General features: G+C 64.3%; 18 protein-coding genes and 2 pseudogenes. 9 read left to right on the top strand and 11 right to left on the bottom strand.

Features of this window, described 5'->3' with window-relative positions; genetic code table 11:
• Positions 1–102 precede the first annotated feature (102 nt).
• From JQT59_RS00375 to JQT59_RS00340, 8 genes are all read right to left on the bottom strand, one after another.
• Complete coding sequence (locus tag JQT59_RS00375; protein ID WP_213571062.1) at positions 103–1,053, bottom strand: PDR/VanB family oxidoreductase; 951 nt, start codon at positions 1,051–1,053, stop codon at positions 103–105.
• Between the two features lie 37 nt (positions 1,054–1,090).
• The gene (locus tag JQT59_RS00370) at positions 1,091–1,831 is read right to left on the bottom strand and encodes an SDR family NAD(P)-dependent oxidoreductase (protein ID WP_249353561.1); all 741 of its coding nucleotides are present in this window, start codon (positions 1,829–1,831) and stop codon (positions 1,091–1,093) included.
• Positions 1,828–2,328, bottom strand: coding sequence for an aromatic-ring-hydroxylating dioxygenase subunit beta (locus JQT59_RS00365; RefSeq protein ID WP_213571060.1), 501 nt, complete (start codon positions 2,326–2,328; stop codon positions 1,828–1,830). Before JQT59_RS00365 ends, JQT59_RS00370 begins: the two co-directional genes overlap by 4 nt.
• Complete coding sequence (locus JQT59_RS00360) at positions 2,321–3,604, bottom strand: aromatic ring-hydroxylating oxygenase subunit alpha (protein WP_249353637.1); 1,284 nt, start codon at positions 3,602–3,604, stop codon at positions 2,321–2,323. Before JQT59_RS00360 ends, JQT59_RS00365 begins: the two co-directional genes overlap by 8 nt.
• 20 nt (positions 3,605–3,624) lie before the next feature.
• Positions 3,625–3,993 carry a hypothetical protein gene (locus tag JQT59_RS00355; protein ID WP_213571058.1) on the bottom strand — a complete coding sequence of 123 codons (369 nt, stop codon included), beginning with the start codon at positions 3,991–3,993 and terminating at the stop codon, positions 3,625–3,627.
• 31 nt (positions 3,994–4,024) lie between these two features.
• Positions 4,025–5,245, bottom strand: coding sequence for an acyl-CoA dehydrogenase family protein (locus JQT59_RS00350; protein WP_213571056.1), 1,221 nt, complete (start codon positions 5,243–5,245; stop codon positions 4,025–4,027).
• Between the two features lie 116 nt (positions 5,246–5,361).
• The gene (locus tag JQT59_RS00345; protein WP_213571054.1) at positions 5,362–6,381 is read right to left on the bottom strand and encodes a cyclase family protein; all 1,020 of its coding nucleotides are present in this window, start codon (positions 6,379–6,381) and stop codon (positions 5,362–5,364) included.
• The gene (locus JQT59_RS00340) at positions 6,378–7,196 is read right to left on the bottom strand and encodes an IclR family transcriptional regulator domain-containing protein (protein WP_213571052.1); all 819 of its coding nucleotides are present in this window, start codon (positions 7,194–7,196) and stop codon (positions 6,378–6,380) included. Before JQT59_RS00340 ends, JQT59_RS00345 begins: the two co-directional genes overlap by 4 nt.
• Positions 7,197–7,377: 181 nt before the next feature.
• On the opposite strand from JQT59_RS00340, the gene JQT59_RS00335 reads away from it, so the two are divergent.
• From JQT59_RS00335 to JQT59_RS00320, 4 genes are all read left to right on the top strand, one after another.
• The gene (locus JQT59_RS00335; protein ID WP_213571050.1) at positions 7,378–8,208 is read left to right on the top strand and encodes a dioxygenase family protein; all 831 of its coding nucleotides are present in this window, start codon (positions 7,378–7,380) and stop codon (positions 8,206–8,208) included.
• Entirely contained in the window at positions 8,205–9,320 is a 1,116-nt protein-coding gene (locus JQT59_RS00330; RefSeq protein WP_213571047.1) for a muconate/chloromuconate family cycloisomerase, read from the top strand. Before JQT59_RS00335 ends, JQT59_RS00330 begins: the two co-directional genes overlap by 4 nt.
• Before the next feature lie 66 nt (positions 9,321–9,386).
• Positions 9,387–10,454, top strand: coding sequence for a maleylacetate reductase (locus JQT59_RS00325; protein ID WP_213571045.1), 1,068 nt, complete (start codon positions 9,387–9,389; stop codon positions 10,452–10,454).
• Positions 10,455–10,868: 414 nt separating this feature from the next.
• Entirely contained in the window at positions 10,869–11,771 is a 903-nt protein-coding gene (locus JQT59_RS00320; RefSeq protein WP_213571043.1) for an NmrA family NAD(P)-binding protein, read from the top strand.
• Between the two features lie 161 nt (positions 11,772–11,932).
• Here the strand turns inward: JQT59_RS00320 and JQT59_RS00315 are convergent, their stop codons facing one another.
• Together JQT59_RS00315 and JQT59_RS00310 are read right to left on the bottom strand one after the other, a co-directional pair.
• Entirely contained in the window at positions 11,933–12,289 is a 357-nt protein-coding gene (locus tag JQT59_RS00315) for a histone-like nucleoid-structuring protein Lsr2 (protein WP_213571041.1), read from the bottom strand.
• 512 nt (positions 12,290–12,801) lie between these two features.
• Positions 12,802–13,224: a hypothetical protein gene (locus tag JQT59_RS00310; protein WP_213571039.1), complete on the bottom strand. Its 423-nt coding sequence runs from the start codon at positions 13,222–13,224 to the stop codon at positions 12,802–12,804.
• A 179-nt stretch (positions 13,225–13,403) separates the two neighbouring features.
• On the opposite strand from JQT59_RS00310, the pseudogene JQT59_RS38150 reads away from it, so the two are divergent.
• The 3 genes and pseudogenes from JQT59_RS38150 to JQT59_RS00300 all read left to right on the top strand — a co-directional run.
• Positions 13,404–13,568, top strand: a pseudogene (locus tag JQT59_RS38150) (CYTH and CHAD domain-containing protein); the annotation flags it as partial.
• 53 nt (positions 13,569–13,621) lie between these two features.
• Positions 13,622–13,918, top strand: a complete 297-nt coding sequence (locus JQT59_RS00305) for a hypothetical protein (RefSeq protein ID WP_249353560.1) — start codon at positions 13,622–13,624, stop codon at positions 13,916–13,918.
• Positions 13,919–14,650: 732 nt separating this feature from the next.
• Positions 14,651–14,832: pseudogene (locus tag JQT59_RS00300) on the top strand (YegP family protein).
• Positions 14,833–15,033: 201 nt separating this feature from the next.
• On the opposite strand, the gene JQT59_RS00295 reads toward JQT59_RS00300, so the two are convergent.
• Positions 15,034–15,531: an N-formylglutamate amidohydrolase gene (locus tag JQT59_RS00295; protein ID WP_213571036.1), complete on the bottom strand. Its 498-nt coding sequence runs from the start codon at positions 15,529–15,531 to the stop codon at positions 15,034–15,036.
• A gap of 215 nt (positions 15,532–15,746) precedes the next feature.
• Between JQT59_RS00295 and JQT59_RS00290 the strand changes: the two genes are divergently transcribed.
• The gene (locus JQT59_RS00290; protein WP_213571035.1) at positions 15,747–15,917 is read left to right on the top strand and encodes a hypothetical protein; all 171 of its coding nucleotides are present in this window, start codon (positions 15,747–15,749) and stop codon (positions 15,915–15,917) included.
• Positions 15,918–16,041: 124 nt separating this feature from the next.
• On the top strand, positions 16,042–16,509 hold the full coding sequence (locus JQT59_RS00285) for a hypothetical protein (protein ID WP_213571033.1): 468 nt from the start codon (positions 16,042–16,044) through the stop codon (positions 16,507–16,509).
• The last annotated feature ends 1 nt before the right edge of the window (position 16,510 follow it).

Raw genomic sequence — 16,510 nt, 5'->3', positions numbered from 1 at the left:
CGTCGATCAAGGCCACTGAATCGCCGCGGCCACGATCACCACACCGGTGGGATAGTGGAGCATGTGACATCGGTTCTCCGTTCGCGAAACATTCGGTGAAAGTCAGTAGTGTTCGAGGACGATCTTGCCGCCGTCGGCGCTGCGTGAGACGCACACGGCCATGACGGTGCCGGACTCGCGCTCGGCTTTGGACAGGACGTTGTCTCGATGGTCGGGTGTTCCGGCAAGGACCTGCATGATGCAGGTCCCGCAGATGCCCTCCTGACACGAGGTGTCGACCTCGACCCCGGCCTCGTCAAGAACGTCGACGATGGAACGACCAGCAGGAACCTGGAAGACCTTGCCGTCGAGCTCGACGTCGAACTCGCTGTCACCCGACGTGTCGGTCTCGCTCGCCTGAAAGTTCTCGATATGGATCGCGTCGGCAGGCACGTAGTTCTCGGCGTGCCGCCGGATCTTGTCCATGAACCCGGTCGGCCCGCAGAGGTAGACGTGGGAGCCCTCCGGTGCCGCGTCGAAGGCGGCAGTGAGCCGGCCGACCTGGTCGGCACGTGACACACCGAGATGTTCGTGGACCCTGCTCGGCGCTCGCTCGCGCAGAAGTGGGAGGAACGCCGCTTCCTCCTCGGACCGTGCGAAGTAGTGCAGCTCCCAGGAAATACCCTGAACATCCAAGTGGCGCGCCATGCTCAGCATCGGCGTGATGCCGATGCCGGCGGCGATCAAAACGTGATGTGCAGCGCCCTCATCGACCCGAAGAAGGTTGCGAGGATTGCTGATACGGACCCTGTCACCCACGGCCAGGTCGTGCATGGCCGACGATCCGCCTCGGGACGACTCGGTCAGCTTGACCGCAACGGCGAAGGATTCGCGACCGTCGGGTCGACTGCACAGCGAGTACTGGCGGGTGACCGCCGTGGGACCGACCACGTCGACGTGGGCGCCGGGCTCGTACGGTCCCACCGATGACCCGTCCGGGCGAGTGAAGTACAACGTTCGCACGGTTGAGGTCTCCTGCACAATGGTCGACACCACGACGTCGATAAAATCCATGGGAAACACTCCTCGAGAGATGGTGGGGCGAAGTTGTTTAGCGAACGAGCAGCCCGCCGTTGATGTCCCAGCACGCGCCGGTGACGAAGTGGGCGTTGGGCGCGGACAGCAGTGCGGCGGTGTCGGCGAGGAAGTCGGCGTTGCCCAGCCGCCGGACCGGAATGGCCTCGACGATCGCGTCGAGCCGGTCCGGAGGAAGCACCGCCCGGACGGAAGGCACGTCGTGTGGGCCCGGAGCGATCGCATTGACCGTCACGCCGCGCTGGGCAAATTCCTTCGCGAAGATCTTCGTCACCGTGAGGATGGCGCCCTTGGACGCGGCGTAGTGCGCACCGGTCGCGGTGCCGCCGTTCTGGCCCGCCAACGACGCCATGTTCACGATGCGGCCCGACCCGCGCTCGGCCATCGCCCCGCCGATCACCTGGCACCCGTGGAACACACTGCCCGCATTCGTTGTTAGGACGTCAGCGAACGACGCTTCGTCGATCGTCATGACCGGCGCGACAACCGTTTTGGCTGCGTTGTTCACCAGGACATCGGGGATGCCCCAGGACGACGAGATCTCGGCGAGGACACGCTCGAATTCGGCTTTGTGCGCCACGTCGAGCCTGGCCGCACGTGCCGTGCCCGTTCCCCCCGAGAGCTCGGCAGCGAGTGCTGCGGCACGCTCATCGTCGATGTCGGCAATCACCACGCGGTCTCCGCGGGCGTGCAGGCGGCGGGCTATGTACTCACCCACACCGGCCGCCGCCCCCGTGATCAGGGATACCGCGCTCACAGCATGTATCCAGACGCGCCGACTGCGTCTTCGCTGTCGATCAGCCGGGCGACTTTTCGGACGATTCGATCCTCTCCGGGATCGACGCCGAGGTGGATGGTGTGTGTCAGGTCGGCGCCGACCACCGTCGTGGTGCCTCGCTTAAATGCGGTGACGATCTGAGCGGACCGCACAGTGATTCGGTCGTCCGCGACGTCCACCACAGTGAAGCGCGAGATCGTGCGCGCGGTCCGAGCTGCGGCCACCGCGGACATTGAGTAGCCCTGCATCATGCGTTCCACTCGGGCATGGCGCATCGTTGCGTCGTCGTAGACGAGATTCAACGACGCTGCGAAGTCTTCGGTGGTCGGGTCGATCGGCACCACGTAGTATGCGTCTGCGGTGTAGAGACCCTCCCACGCCGGATAGTCCTTGTCGTCGAGCAGTTCGGCTTCTTTCCACACGAGGCCGATGGCGCGGCCGACGCGCGGATCCCCGAGATCGATCGGGTTAGTCATCGCTCATCATCGCCTTCCACATGCGGTAGGACTCGCGCATACCGGTCTCGTCGGTGACGTGCGACGTGGGCCATCCTTCGTCCGTTGTCGTCTCACGGTTCACGCCGCGATTGACCATGATCGGCATCGTCGGGTCTGCCACTGCGCCAATCTGGACCCGGTCCCACCCTTCGGCGTCGTCGGGGCTGCCGAAACCGAACGGACCCTGGAAGTGTTCGTGGATTCGCAGGCGCTCGCGGTTGACGTTTTCCGGACCACCGTCCATCCCAATGGCCATATGCCAGACCTCGGTCTCGTCAACGCTGATCGGAATGAGAACTCGAAGGAACGACGACGACATCGCGATGTTCGGAAATATGTTCAAGTTGAACCCACAGCCGTGCATGGACCGCATGTACCGACGGATGCGTTCGGGACTCTCACCGGCCGCCGTCAAGTCGCCGACGAGGTGCTGGAAACGCGGCTGAATGGCTTCGCTCCCGTCGTCGATGTCGAGGTCGACGTGTTCGCCGGCCATCACCGCGACGCTGTGGCCGTGCCCGAGGGCATGCGTCTGCGCATCCGGGTCATCCATGAACGACATCATGTTGGCCGTCTCGGCATCCACCGAGGCCATCCACGACTTATGCACCATCGGGAAGTGGTAGCCGTCGGTGGTGTTCTCGAGTTGGATCTTCCAGTTTCCCTTGAAACGAATCTTGTGCGAGCCGAGGACCTTGGCCGGGTATCCGTTAGTTTGCTTGAGGAATCGATCCATCCACAGCTTGGCGTCGCCGAGGTGATCGACCAGCGGTTCGCTCTCGGCATCGAACGTCGCGAAGATCATCCCCGCGTACGATTCCGTTCGCAGTCTCCGCAGCGGAAAATCGTTCTTGTCGAGGACGCCCTCGTACCCGTCCGGATAGGGAATGCCCCGCAGGCGACCGTCCAACGTATACGACCAGTTGTGGTAGGGGCACGTGAAGCCGTTAGCCTTGCCGCTGCGCTGGTCGCACACCGTTGCGCCGCGATGCCGACAACGGTTCAGAAGTGTGTTGAACGTGCCGTGACGATCACGCGTGACGATCACCGGTTGGTCGCCGACCTGCGTCGTCTTGAAAGACCCCGGCTCCGGAATCTCGCTCTCGTGCGCGACCCACACCCAGGTGCGGTAAAAGATGCGCTTCATCTCCTCGGCGTAGATCTCCGGGTCGGTGTACAAACGACCGGCAACTCGGTCGACACCGGCGAGACCGGCGAAGGAACCTGGGGCGCGACTTGGGTCGGCAGTGGGCACGGCCGCATCGTCGAGTGCAGTCACGACGCCGTCTCCACATCGGTGCGGATCACGAGTTCGCGGCCCATACGTGCCTCGATCGCGAAGTACCGCCACAGCGCGTGTTCGCCGATCATGATAGTACGCAACAGGTTGCAGGCCTCGCGAACCGTGGGCTGATCCCGGACGTCGGCGAGAACGTATGCAGTCCAGGGCCATCCGGTCGACGGGCCCACCATGTGGGCGTCGTCGTCCATCGTGCCGATGACGTCGACGCCGTCGAGAGCGGCGAGGGCGGACAGGAATTCCATCGTCCCCTCCCAGATCGGACGGATCTCGGATTTAGGGAGGTCGAAAAAGTTCTGGTTGTTGCCGATACAAAACAAGGTGCGAAGGGGTCGCTCGGACATGGCTATGCCTTTCTCGAGAAGGGCCGAAGGGTCAGGGGAAGCTAGGGAGCTCGGGATCCTGTCCGAGGATCACCGAGCCTGCCGCCTCGTAGGTGTGGGTCTGCAACATTGCGTGCTGGGCGGGAACGAGGGAATCCTGCACGTATCGTTGCAGCGGATGGGACTCGTAGATGGCTGCGGTGCCGGCCAGATCGAACATGCTGAGCACCGCTCGGCGCCCGACGTGCGCGGCGTGAGTGGCGGCGAGGCGCAGTTCGTTCCGGTCCGCCTCGGTGATCGGCCGCTCGGCGACAGCCTTCTTCCAGACTGCGGTGGTGGCCTCGTAGAAAAATGCGCGCGCGGACCTAACGTCGGCCTCGCTCCGCGCGATGCAGTCCTTGAACGACGGTCGTGCGCCCTTTGACGCGCCTCCCGTCACCGAGGTCTTGACCGCACCGGCGTCGCACATGTGGTCGAGGGCTCCGCGGGCTGCGCCCAGCGCGACGACGGCGAGCAATTGCGCGGCGTAGGCGAGCGACGGGTAGCGGAACAGAGGTTCGTTCACGAGGGGTTCCCCGCCGCGGACGAAGGTCATCTCGTCCGGCACGAAGACACCCTTCACGCGAACAGCGTGCGAGCCGGTCGATCGCATCCCCGCCACGTCCCAATTGTCGACGATCTCGACATCGGACGGGTCGAGCAAGGCTGTCAGCGGACGTCCGTTCGAGTCCGGACCACCGGTCAACCCGACGCCGATCAGGTCGGCGGCCCGACATCCACTCGCGAACTGCCATGTGCCGTCGAGGATGTAGCCGCCGTCGACGCGCTCCGCGTCCTGCATCGGGAACATCGCGCCTGCGTATGTGATGTCGGGACCGTGAGAGTAGATCGCTTTCTGGGAGTCGATCGGCAGGGGAGCTAGGTAGACGACGGTGGCGCCGAAACTTGCCACCCAGCCCGTTGCCGGATCAACCCTGGAGATGCGTTCGACGAGTTCGAGGAACTCCGCGGGTGGGGTCGGCTCGCCACCGAACTGCGCCGGCACGGCCGCCCGGTAGACCCCTGCGAGTTTGAGTAGGTCGACAAAGTCGCGGGGTACGAAGTGTTGATCGCGGAACTCGTCCCGCCGTTCGTGCAGAACCTCGAGGGCGAACTCGAATGCGGCATCCCGGCCTAAACCCGGGGGCGGCACGTCTGGTCGGCTGCGAAAGCGCCCCGGCGTACCCCCTCTGATATGCGTAGAGCCGTCTGCCGCAATGTCGTTCACCGACATTCCAGCCTCCTCTCGTAGACGTTGTGCAACCTCTGTACGACGCTACCGTTCGGGTGACGACGCAACCATCGGGACTTTCCGGCGCAAAGGTGGTGAAACCTTTACGCGGGGCGCGGTTAGCGGACGGCCGTCGCATTCGCCGGCGAACCGACGCCACCCACCAGGGGTAGTGGTGAGACGGTGAGCAGGCAGTCGTAGCGACCCTCGGCCGCGCAGGCAGCGGCGAGATCGTCGAGATCCCACAGCTCTCCCAGGGGCATACCTAGCAACCCGATTAGTGATCGGTGCATGATTCCGGCGTGCGGATCGCCGGTCTCGCCTTGACACTCGGCGACGGAGCGGAACGGCGTGGTCGGCTGAGCGGGCCAGCATTCGACGGCGAAATTGTCGGCAGCGACCATGGCGATGCGTTGATCCCACAACCATCGGGGGAAGTCCTCGGTTTGCAGCAAGCCTGTGTGGAACTGTTTTGTCGCCAGATTCGCACGCCATTCGGGACCACCGACGTTTCGGTAGTGATCGAGCCAGCCGAATCGCAGCAGCAGGATGTCTCCGGGTCGGACGGTGGTGCCCTGGAAGTCGAGAGCCGCGGTCACCGTCGAGAGCGGAACGGGTTGGCCCGACTCGTGGTTCAGCGGTGCTTCGGTCGCGCAGGTGAATCGGTCTAGATCGACCAATACCGCCCGGCCGACCACCGGTAGTCCCGCGAGATGGTGGATGCTCAGACTTTCGGTGCCCGGGAGGAAGGTGGACCCGTCCGCTCCGTTGTAGAAGCCGTGATCCGGATGCGCGATGTGGCGAAGTCCGTCGATCTGCGACCCGTACTGGGTGTAGAAGCCGTCGAGCCACTCGTCGCGGTGGAACGGGGTTCGCTGAAAGATATAGTGCCGCAACGGCTCACGAGTGGGTGCAAGTGACGGCGAGATCGAGTCGGACCGGAGGTCGAGCGAGAATGCCTGCCCCGCACTCACGGACATCGACGATTCAGTCAGATCAGCCAGGCGCAAGAAATTCAGCGTACCGAGCTGATCATCGGCGCCGAAGACGCCCCAGGACGAGCCCGGTGGTCCGTCCCGTCGATCGAGAAGCTCGTTGTAGGAGGGATAGGGATCGGTGGTGGACGCCGATGACGTCATGGGTGACCTCGCTGTTCCGGTGTGTGATGGGAAGAGGTGCCGGCGCCGAGTGCGGCGCTAATCTCCGCGGCTGCCTCGACGAGGGGCGGTACGAGCTCGTCCACCATGGATTGGAACGAGCGCGACGTGGTGCTAGACGACAGCGACAAGGCCGCGATCACGCGCCCGTCCGCGCCGAAAACGGGCGCAGCAGCGGATCGCCGCCCATACTCGAGCTCCTGGTCCACTGCGTCCCACCCGCGCTCGCGCACCAGGTCGAGTCTGGCGGTCAGATGGTCGCGGGTGCTCAAAGTATGGACGGTCAACGCGCGCAGGTCCGCGTAGGCGAAGTAATGTTCGAGATCCTCCGCGGCTGCACCCGCGAGAAGCACGTGGCCCATGGAGGTCGCGTGCGCGGGCAATCGTGCGCCAACCGCCAAGGGTACGCTCGTTATCCTGTGTCGCTGAACACGATTAACGTAGACCACCTCGGTCCCGTCGAGGACGGCTACCGAAGTTCCCTCGCCAATTCGATCGGTCAGCGCCTCCATCACCGGCTGCGCGGCGCCCGGTAGATCGACGGACGACAGGTAGGCGTAACCCAAACTGAGCATTCGGGGGGTCAACGTCCACCGATGGCCGACGGACCGCGCGAAACCGAGTTTCTCCAGGGTCATGAGGATTCGACGAATGGTCTGCTTGGTCAAACCTGTCCCCTCGACCAAATCGGCCAGCGCGAGATCGGGACCGGCGCCGGTGAAAGCGGTGATCACGGTGATTGCACGCTCGATCGATTGGACGTAGTCACGCCGTTCGATGTCAGGCGGCTCGTTCATGCGGCTCCTTCTCACCTCTTGACCGTTGGGCGTGGCAGACCTATCGTAACCGTGTCCGCATTACGGTTCAACAGTACGCAATGCGGACCCAACTTCCACCCCCCTGTCGCGCGACGTTCGTCCCCGTCTACGGCCCGGCGCTCGCAGCTGCTCTTCGTTTCGTCACGAAAGGAATGACGTCATGACCCACATCGAGGTCGCCGGCGCGGACCGCATCCGTACGGTCGTCGAAGATCTGGAACGAGTGTTGCTGGATTTCGTTCGAACCCGTGGAATCACGCATGCGCAGTACCGTGCCGCGACGGACCTGATCATCGAATCGGTCAAAGCGGGCGAGGAATCGCTGCTTTTCGACGTCTTCTTCGAGGCGGAAGCCACCGATGTCGGCAACGCAGGCCGTGAGGGCAGCCCCGAGGCCATCGAGGGCCCCTTCTATCTGGAAAACGCTCCGCAGTTACAGGGTCCCGTCAACGTGATGCCGCAACGTCCGGACGAACGAGGAGTCCCGCTGTTGTTCCGCGGCACGGTGACCGACGTCGACGGGCGTCCGTTGCCCGGCATCGAGCTCGATCTCTGGCATGCGGACGCGGACGGTTTGTATTCGAACATCCACCCCGGCATCCCGGACTGGAACCTCCGTGGCCGTTTCACCACGGACGGCGACGGCGCTTTTCAGGTCCGCACCATCCTCCCGCCCCCGTACGAGATCCCAAAAGACGGACCCACCGGTCGCGTGCTCCGCGCTCTGGGGCGGCACTTCTTCCGTCCTGCACACTTGCACGTGAAGCTTCGAGGCGCCGGTTTCGAGGAAATGACGAGCCAGTTGTACTTTGAGGGCGGTGACTATCTGGAAGACGATGTCGCCGGAGCCGTACGGGACGGCTTGGTGATCCCCCTGGTCACCGTCGACGACCCAGCGCGCTCGACCGAGCACGGCTTCGACCGGCCGTTCGTCGACGCCCGGTACGATTTCGTGCTCGAACGCCGCGCCAACACAAGTGCTTCCGCATGATCGTCGACTCGATCGAGACCACAATTCTCGACATTCCCCTACGGCGACCGCACAAATTCTCGATCCTGACCATCGATTCACAGGCTCTCCTCCTGGTGCGCGTCACCACCCGCGACGGCATCGTGGGTGTCGGTGAGGGAGTCGTGCCGGGTGGGCCGTGGTGGGGTGGTGAATCGATCGAAGGAATGAAGATCCTCATCGATCGATACCTCGCCCCGCTCCTTGTGGGAAGGGACGTCACCAGGATCGGGGCACTCGGCAAGATGCTCGACCGCATGGTCGCCGGCGCCGAGTTCGCGAAGGCAGCGCTCGACATGGCGCTGTGGGACGCATACGGGAAGGGGTGCGGCCTGTCCGTCAATCAACTCCTTGGCGGACCACACCGTGACCGGTTACCCGTGACCTGGGCGCTGGGCGCAGACCCCGCGGATGTGGTCGTGGCCGAAGCCCGTCATAAACTTGCGGCGGGTGAGCACCGATCGTTCAAGCTGAAAATGGGGGCGGGGCGGCCAGAAGACGACGTCACTCGGGTGTGCCTCGTCGCCGATGCACTGTCGGCTGAGGCCGATCTTGCGGTGGATCTGAACGGGTCGTGGGATCTCGCGACTGCCGAACGTTTTCTGCCCGAGATCGTGGCAGCCGGTGTCGGATTGATCGAACAACCGTTGCCGCACTGGGATGTTCGTGGGATGGCTCGGATCGCCGATCTGCTCACTGTGCCCGTGATGGCGGACGAGAGTGTACGCACCGTGCACGACGCGACCCGTTTGTGTCAGGAGCAAGCGGCCGACGTGCTCGCGGTGAAACTCGCCAAGGGCGGCGGCATCACTGGTGTCGTCGAGACGGGTGTCGTCGCGGGGGCGTTCGGGGTGACCTGTTACGGCGGCACCACCATCGAATCGTCGATAGGGACGGCGGCGTCGCTACACGCGTTCTGCGCGATGCCTTCGCTTGAGGCCGGCTCCGAGCTCTTCGGCACTCTTCTGCTCGCCGACGATGTCGTCGTCCGGCCGGTGGCGTTCGAAGACGGATTCGTGCATCTGCCCACCGGTCCCGGTCTCGGCGTCGAGGTCGACGAAGAGAAGGTGGCCCGCTATGCGCGCGCGGTATGACCGAGCGGTGACAACTCTGTCCGCGCGGGCTCGGCCCCGGTGGACCCTGCCAGAAAGGACCCGAATGTGACACTGCACTTCGAGCACGTCACGGCCCCCCAACGAGTACTGTTCGGCACCGGCCGAGCTGCGGAGAAGGTCGCGGCCGAGGTGAAACGCCTCGGCGCGCAGCGCGTCATGGTCATCGCCGCCCCGTCCGAGAGCGTCGTGGCACGTGAGGTTACGGCGGGAGTCGCTGTGGCGGTCCATCACGACGACGTTGCCCAGCACGTTCCGGTCGCCCACGCCGAACGGGCCCGTCGGGTAGCCGAGAATCACGCGGTGGACCTCGTGATCAGCGTCGGAGGAGGATCGACCACGGGACTGGCCAAGGCTGTCGCGCTCACCACCGGACTGCCGATCGTCGCTGTGCCGACAACTTATGCCGGATCGGAGGCTACCAACATGTGGGGGTCCACCGAAGCGGCACGGAAGACCACCGGTGTGGACGACCGCGTCCTGCCGATCGCGGTCGTGTACGACGCCGCACTCACCGTGACGCTCCCGGTGGAATTGACCGTGGCGTCCGGCCTGAACGCGTTGGCGCACTGCGTCGACTCGATGTGGGCACCGCGCGCCGATCCCATCGATCGAGCACACGCGGGCGAAGGCATCCGAGCGCTGGCAGAGGGACTACGCCGTATCTTGGCTGACCCCGGAGACATAGTCGGACGTGAGCAGGCCCTCTACGGCGCGTATCTCTCGGCCGTCGCGTTTTCCTCCGCAGGATCGGGCCTGCACCACAAGATCTGCCACGTGCTCGGTGGGGCCTATGATCTGCCCCACGCACATACCCACGCTGCCGTGCTCCCCCACGTCCTCGCGTTTAACGCACCCGCAGCGCCGGAAGCGGAACGCCGGATCGCCGTCGCGTTCGGCTCCTCAAGCGCAGTGGATGGGCTGGAAGATCTGCGCATCATCCTCGGCGCTCCTCGCGCGCTGCGCGATCACGGGTTCACCGACGATGTCATCCCCGAGGCCGCCGACCTAATCTTGGCGTCGGTGCCGCCGTCGAATCCCAGGGCGGTGACGGCAGCGGACCTTCGTATGCTGCTGCACGCAGCTCTTATTGGGGAGGTTCCCTCGATGGGCTGACGAGCGCGACCGGATTGTCGAGCAGTCGTACATTGCGGAGCCGAGCGTCATCATGACACCCGCGGGCTAAGGAGTACCGATGCGTACCAGACACACTGGACCCGGCCGATGCGACACCGCACCGGTCGCGGCGGCCGTCGCAGCATCGATGTTCGTGCCGGGGGACTCACCCCCGCGGACGTCCAGGCGTCCCGCTGCGCCGAGCGTGCACTATTCCTGCGTTGCAATATGTGCACTGAACTGCGCAATCCGTACTCACAGATGAAAAACCGGAGCACTCGCACCACACTTCGAACCAGCCCAACTGAACTGCGAAAACCCGCCTCACACGAAGACAGTCCACGCCCGGACCACAATCCGGACAGTTTAGGACCAACCAGCGCAAGACCTCTGGAATGATTTAAGGACAATTCGATGATCGTTATTTTCGGAGGGACCGGTCAAGTTGGTTCTGCAACCCTATGGGCCTTGAACGGTATCGCAAGCCAATCCCCAACCACGGTCCCCCCGGTCAGGGTTCTCAGCCGCCGTCCTGAAGCAGTGCCCAGACCAGCGGCCTTAGGGCTCGAGGTGATCCAAGGAAACTTCGATAATCAAAAAGATCTCGAGCGATCGCTCCGGGGCGGTGTACGGACTGTCATCCTGGCCACTGGGGACAGCGATGGACAGATTCAGCGCGAGACGGCGATCATCGACGCCGTACAGGAGACCGGTGGAATCAGGATCATCAAGATCTCCGCGGCGCTTGCAGGAATGTCCCCACCACGTGCAATCGGAGTCGCCCACGCGCAGATTGAGGAATACCTCATACGGAGCGGACTGCCGTGGGCGATTGTGAGACCCACATTCTTCTATCAGTCACTGGAGATGTTCAAAGAACCTATTAGCAAATTTGGCCGTCTGCCGCTTCCCCTGGAACGAGGACGTGTCGCTTTCGTGGATCTCCACGATGTGGCATTCGCTGTCGCTACGTTGGCCGTGACTCCGGCAGCGCTCCATGGGCGAATCTACTTGCTGACAGGGCCCGAGTCGGTCAGCCTGTTCGAGGTTTGCGAGCGGCTGACAAGCTGCGCCGGTAGGCGCATAAAACCCCTTCATCTTCCGTTGTCTCTGTTTCGTCTGATGCTGGTCGTCGTCGGGAAGGTCTCGTGGCGCGATGCAAGTATCGCGGCGGGTGTTGTCGAAGCGTGTGCAGAGGGATTGGAAGATTTCGTAACAGGCGACGTTCTGGAGGTGTCCGGTAGGGAACCCCAGAGTTTCGATGACTATACAGTCGCGAACATTGCGAACTTCGTTGGGAAAAGCCAACCTGATTAGCCGGCAGCGTGAGTATTTTGACCGTTGCGGTCAACCCTGATGACCAGGAGCCCGGCCGGTTTACAGCATGTGGGATATGCCAGATGGAAGGCTGTCCCCGTCGAGCATTCTGGACATGGTGCGTCCCTGGGGGTGTGAAAAATGTTTTTGCACTGACTGATTCAGCTAATAGATGTGAATGCTTCGACGACGTGGGCTGGGATGCGCCCTCGCGTGGAAACGTCGAAACCGTTGGTTAGAGCCCACTCGCGGATCTGAGCACTCCTCGAGGCGCTATCGGGAGTTCTTTTGCTGGTGGCGGCTGAGTGGGTACGTCGGCGGCCGCCCACTCGTGTGGATGCGGCGAGGAGCTTGGCGACGGTGATCTTTCCTTCTTCGATTTTCGTCAGGTTGGTGGGTGAGACGTCGAGTTCGTAGTCGACTCCCATCCACGTCCAGGACACGGTGCGCGCCTCGTCGGCGTCGATCTCGCGCCCATCAATATCGTCGATAATGGTCGTCGTCTGAATTTTCGCCATATTAACAACGCTACAGATAGGACGCCATAGGTGCACTTATCGCCATCGCAGGTATCGGACTCATCTATGTGGGGATGCACGTACCAGTCGACTCTATGCCTGTGGGAGTGACTGGCGCGGCCGCGATCGACCGCGCCGTGGCGCACCAACTCGTCGACGGTGCGGATTTCGAGGTCTGCTGTCCAGTCGCCGCCGATTGTGTAACCGAGCGGCATGACGACCTCGTATTGCGTACCGATGACCGTCGGCGCTTCGGAACTTTCTTGCTGTTGGGCTGAGGCGACGGCGAAGGTGTGATTCGCTATCACTGCGCCGTCGAGGAATTTGAGGCCGCGCATAGTGGAGCCGCCGCGCACAATGAACGCTACGACGCCGTTTTCTGGGACGGGACTGTTGGTGTGCCAGGTGACCCGGGTGTCGGCAACTTCGACGCGGGTGAGCCCGAAGCTCCCTGTGGGTGTGGCCGTGCAGGACGAGAGTTTCTGCGCCGGGGGTGTCGACTCGGTAGCCGTTTACCTCCGCTGCGGTGGTGTCGTCGGACGCGTCCGTTCCTGCACCGCAACCGGGTCATGGTGACGCCGATCAGCACCACGGTGGTCGCGAGCATTGCGGTCATCTTTATGGCCGGATGGTAGGCCACCGATGCTGTGGTGGTCGGGGAGTTGATGCGCGAACTGTTTTCCAGGCGGTGACAGCGAGGACGCGTTCGGCGGTTTTGGTCCCGGCGGTGGCGGTGGTGGTTCGGCCGGCGAGGTGGGCGGTGGCGGTGAATCGGGGTGTGCGTGGGCGAGTCCGTCGGTGTGGTAGTCCCAGTGCGGTATCGGGAGTTGTTCGTTGTGGGCGAGGCTGGTCAGCCAGGCGACCGGGTTGGAGAGTGCCTTGCGCTTCTTGGTGTCGGTCAGTCCCGCAATGGTGGCCAGTGGTGTCAGCCCCATACCTGTGGTGGCGGTGGGTGCGGTGACCGGGGGATGCGGGTCGGGTTCGGCAGCGGGTTGTGGCGTGTGTGAAGTTGGCGGCCAATGTGGTTCGGTCGCAGGATGATCGGTGCCGGTGAGGTGCGATCGCAGTGCGGCCCAGAGCGCATTTTGTTCGGCCGATTTTCTCGCCGGCGCGAACATCTAGGGGCCGCGGGTGCCGTGGAAGGCCCGGCTGGCAGCTGAAGGTCCCGGCGGACAAAGCCCGCACCGAGCTCCGCGTTCCACTCGGTGACGGCGAGGCGGTTCCCGACGAGCTGGCCGCGTTGATCTGGGGAGCCGCGGCCGGAAAACCGGTACACCCGTAACGCGGGGACTGTAAGAACAACGGTGTAACTCTGAAAGGAGATGCACCATTATGACTGATGTGATTGATCGTGAGGCCGAGTCGAACTCGGCACGTGTGGGTGTCAGCGACGCGCGGCTGCAGGAGCTGGTGGATCAGGCGCGGGCCGAGGGTTTGCAGCTCACCGGAGACGGTGGGTTGCTGGCGAAGTTGACCAAGCTGGTGGTCGAGTCCGCGCTCGAGGGCGAGCGCGGGCATGCCTGGGCTTCGGTGCATCGGTGGGCTGTCGCCCTCGACGACGGTCGCCTGGTCTTCGCCGACACCGACGACCTCACTGCCGATCCGAGCACGTCAGGATTCGCCGGGTAGACCGACCCTGGCCGGTGGAAGAACCACATGGGGGCCGCGCCCCCGAGGGGCGACCGGGCTGCAGGGTTCTCCCCGTGGTGGCAGGACTGACCAGGTGTTGAACTGATCCGCCTCCTGACGGTACGTAGTCCAGGAGGGCGACGGGGAGTTCGTCGCTGGTCCTGGGGTATCGGGTTGCCGAGCTGGGTGCACCCTGACACTGCCGGAGGAGTGGGTGTCGGCTGGTCGGTCGAGCGCCGAGTGGGCGGGCCCCGGTCGCGGGCGGCGGCGACCGTCTCGTGAGTGACACTGTCGGCGGGCAGTCGGGGGCCGGGGACATCGGTGGCAGCCGGTGGCGGTGTGGGTTGTGTTGGGGGACAGTCAAGCGCAGCCCCCGCCAACGAGGGATATCAGCTGACAGGGGCGCTACACGGTCAACCTGCACGTAGTGACGAGCGGCGCATGAGTGATCTTCGTGAGCCGCGGTGGGGAAGTCCAGGGATTGTGATCCACACCATCACACATTTTTCGATCTTGTTGATGGGGTGGCCCAATCTCCCACTGCGGTGCTTTCTGCCCGGACACGGTAAGGGCCGAGGCCGAACACATCGACTGACCTGCGAAGATGGCATGTCCCCGGAAGGGGTCACGCGCGTCGCCGTCAAGGCGGTTCCGCCGCCGATGAGGGTTTGGTGGGCCTACCGTGAGGGGGCAGTGTCCGCGACCGGCGTGGGCTCACGCCGGGGAGGGGCGATGACTGCGAAGTTCGAGCTTTTCACGGACGCGGGCCGGCAAGTTCCGGTTTCACCTGAAGGCAGCCAACGGGGGAGATCATCGCGGCCAGCGAGGGCTACACCTCGAAGGCGGCGGCCCAGAACGGGATTGCGTCGATCAAGGACAATGCCGCCTCCGCTCCCACCGAGGATGTGACCTGACCCGAGGTGTGGCCGCCGGGGGTGGGGAGGGGTGTGCGGCTTGGGACGTCGTCGCCCGGGTCGAAAGGGTGGCCGCACGACAACTGGTATTGCGGTCGGTGATCCGGAAGGTCTTCGTTCGCAGGCTGTCCCGATGGAATCGAGCCGACTTTGTGCGGTCGAGTTGGATCGGCTCCGCGGTATCTGGATTCTGCGGTGGGGTCAGGCCGTGGTGGGAATGGTGATCTCGGCTCTGCCGTCGAGGCCAGGTAGGAGGTAGTGCGGGCAGGTGATCAGCTGCCGCGGCACGGGTATCACCTGAGGGTCGGTGTCGAGGTAGAGCCGGTAGGCGAGCTGCCCGCGCCGATGGGTGCCGGTGTTCGGGTCGACGGCGCCGAGGAAGTAGCCGTGCGCGGCGCCGGCGGTGGAGAAGATCGCCCGCGCCCACTCGGCGGGTTCGGCGGGCGGCAGATACCGCAGTCCGCCGGTCGCCGCGTCGAGGGTGTGCACGATGACCGTGACAACGAACCCGACCGCAGCGGGGAACCACTGCTCGGCGGCGACATCGAACGGGGTGAGGGAGGTATGAATCCGCAGTTCGATGTCCGTTCCGGTACGGGCCGCCGCCGCGAGGATGTGGGGAGCCGCTGAGGCGTCATCGTCGGTGGCCAGGCACGGCAGCACGGCGTCGGTGGTGAGGTTGCCGGGGCAGGCGGACATGGGCACACAGTACGGGCCGCAGACACCCGGCCGGCCGAACGACCGGTGATCCGTCCGGTCGAGGACTGGTTCGCAGGATGGGGCATCTGAGCTGCGGTGACAGCATGCCCCTCGAAGCGCAGTGGTGGCCCACAAATGCCGTGCTGCCGGCGTTCTTCTCGACGCCAACGAGGCGGCACGATACTGATCGCTACCAGCTGGGGCAGGATGGGTTCGTGAGCGACCGCACCGCAGCCGACCTCGAGCGTGAACTCGTCATGCTCACCTACGTACGGGACCGCCTCCGGGCATCGGAGGGCGCAGACTTCCGGATCCCCATCACCGCCGTCGATCAGGTGCTCGATGAGCTCAGCGGTCTCGAATCATTGCCGTGGGATCCGACCTGATTCCTTCCGGGCGACGAGCGAGGGCCGGCCGCCCACGAGTCGCAGGGCGTCTGCGAGGCGGGTGTGGCGGCCTTTACGGCCTGGAACTGCGGGTATAAGATTACTTATAGAGGAGGTGTGGGTTATGACGATCATGATGGACCGGGACCGGCTGTTCTCGAGCATGGCCGAGAACCGGGCACGTGAGGTGGTCGCGCATATCGGTTTCCTGCGTAACCTGCGGCAACTGTACGAGGGTGGGGTCACACAGACACGGTTGGCGGAGGTCAACGGGGTCAGCCAGCCCGCGATCAGCCAGATGCTCCAGCGGGCCCGCGTCGAGGCGCCGGATGTGCGTCCGGGCACTCACGGCGGCACCGCCTACGAGGTGGCCGCGCGGTGTGCGGCCGGCGAGATCGATCCGGAGACGATGCGCGCCGAGCTGATCGGCTGGGAGTACGACAAGCCGACGGCGCCCACCGCCTACCCCGACGTGGACGACGTCCGCCCCCAGACAGAGGGCGGCTTCAACCACCAGATCGGCCGCGCGCTCACCCATGGGTTCCTCACCGATGAGGACTACGACCTGATCCTCGACGCACTGGCCGACTGAC

Origin of the sequence: Rhodococcus sp. USK13 (genome assembly GCF_018343855.1) — a bacterium.
Classification (GTDB): Bacteria; Actinomycetota; Actinomycetes; order Mycobacteriales; family Mycobacteriaceae; genus Rhodococcus_F; species Rhodococcus_F oxybenzonivorans.
Note: the sequence above shows the minus strand (reverse complement) of the source record. Positions and strands in the feature narration are given on the sequence as shown.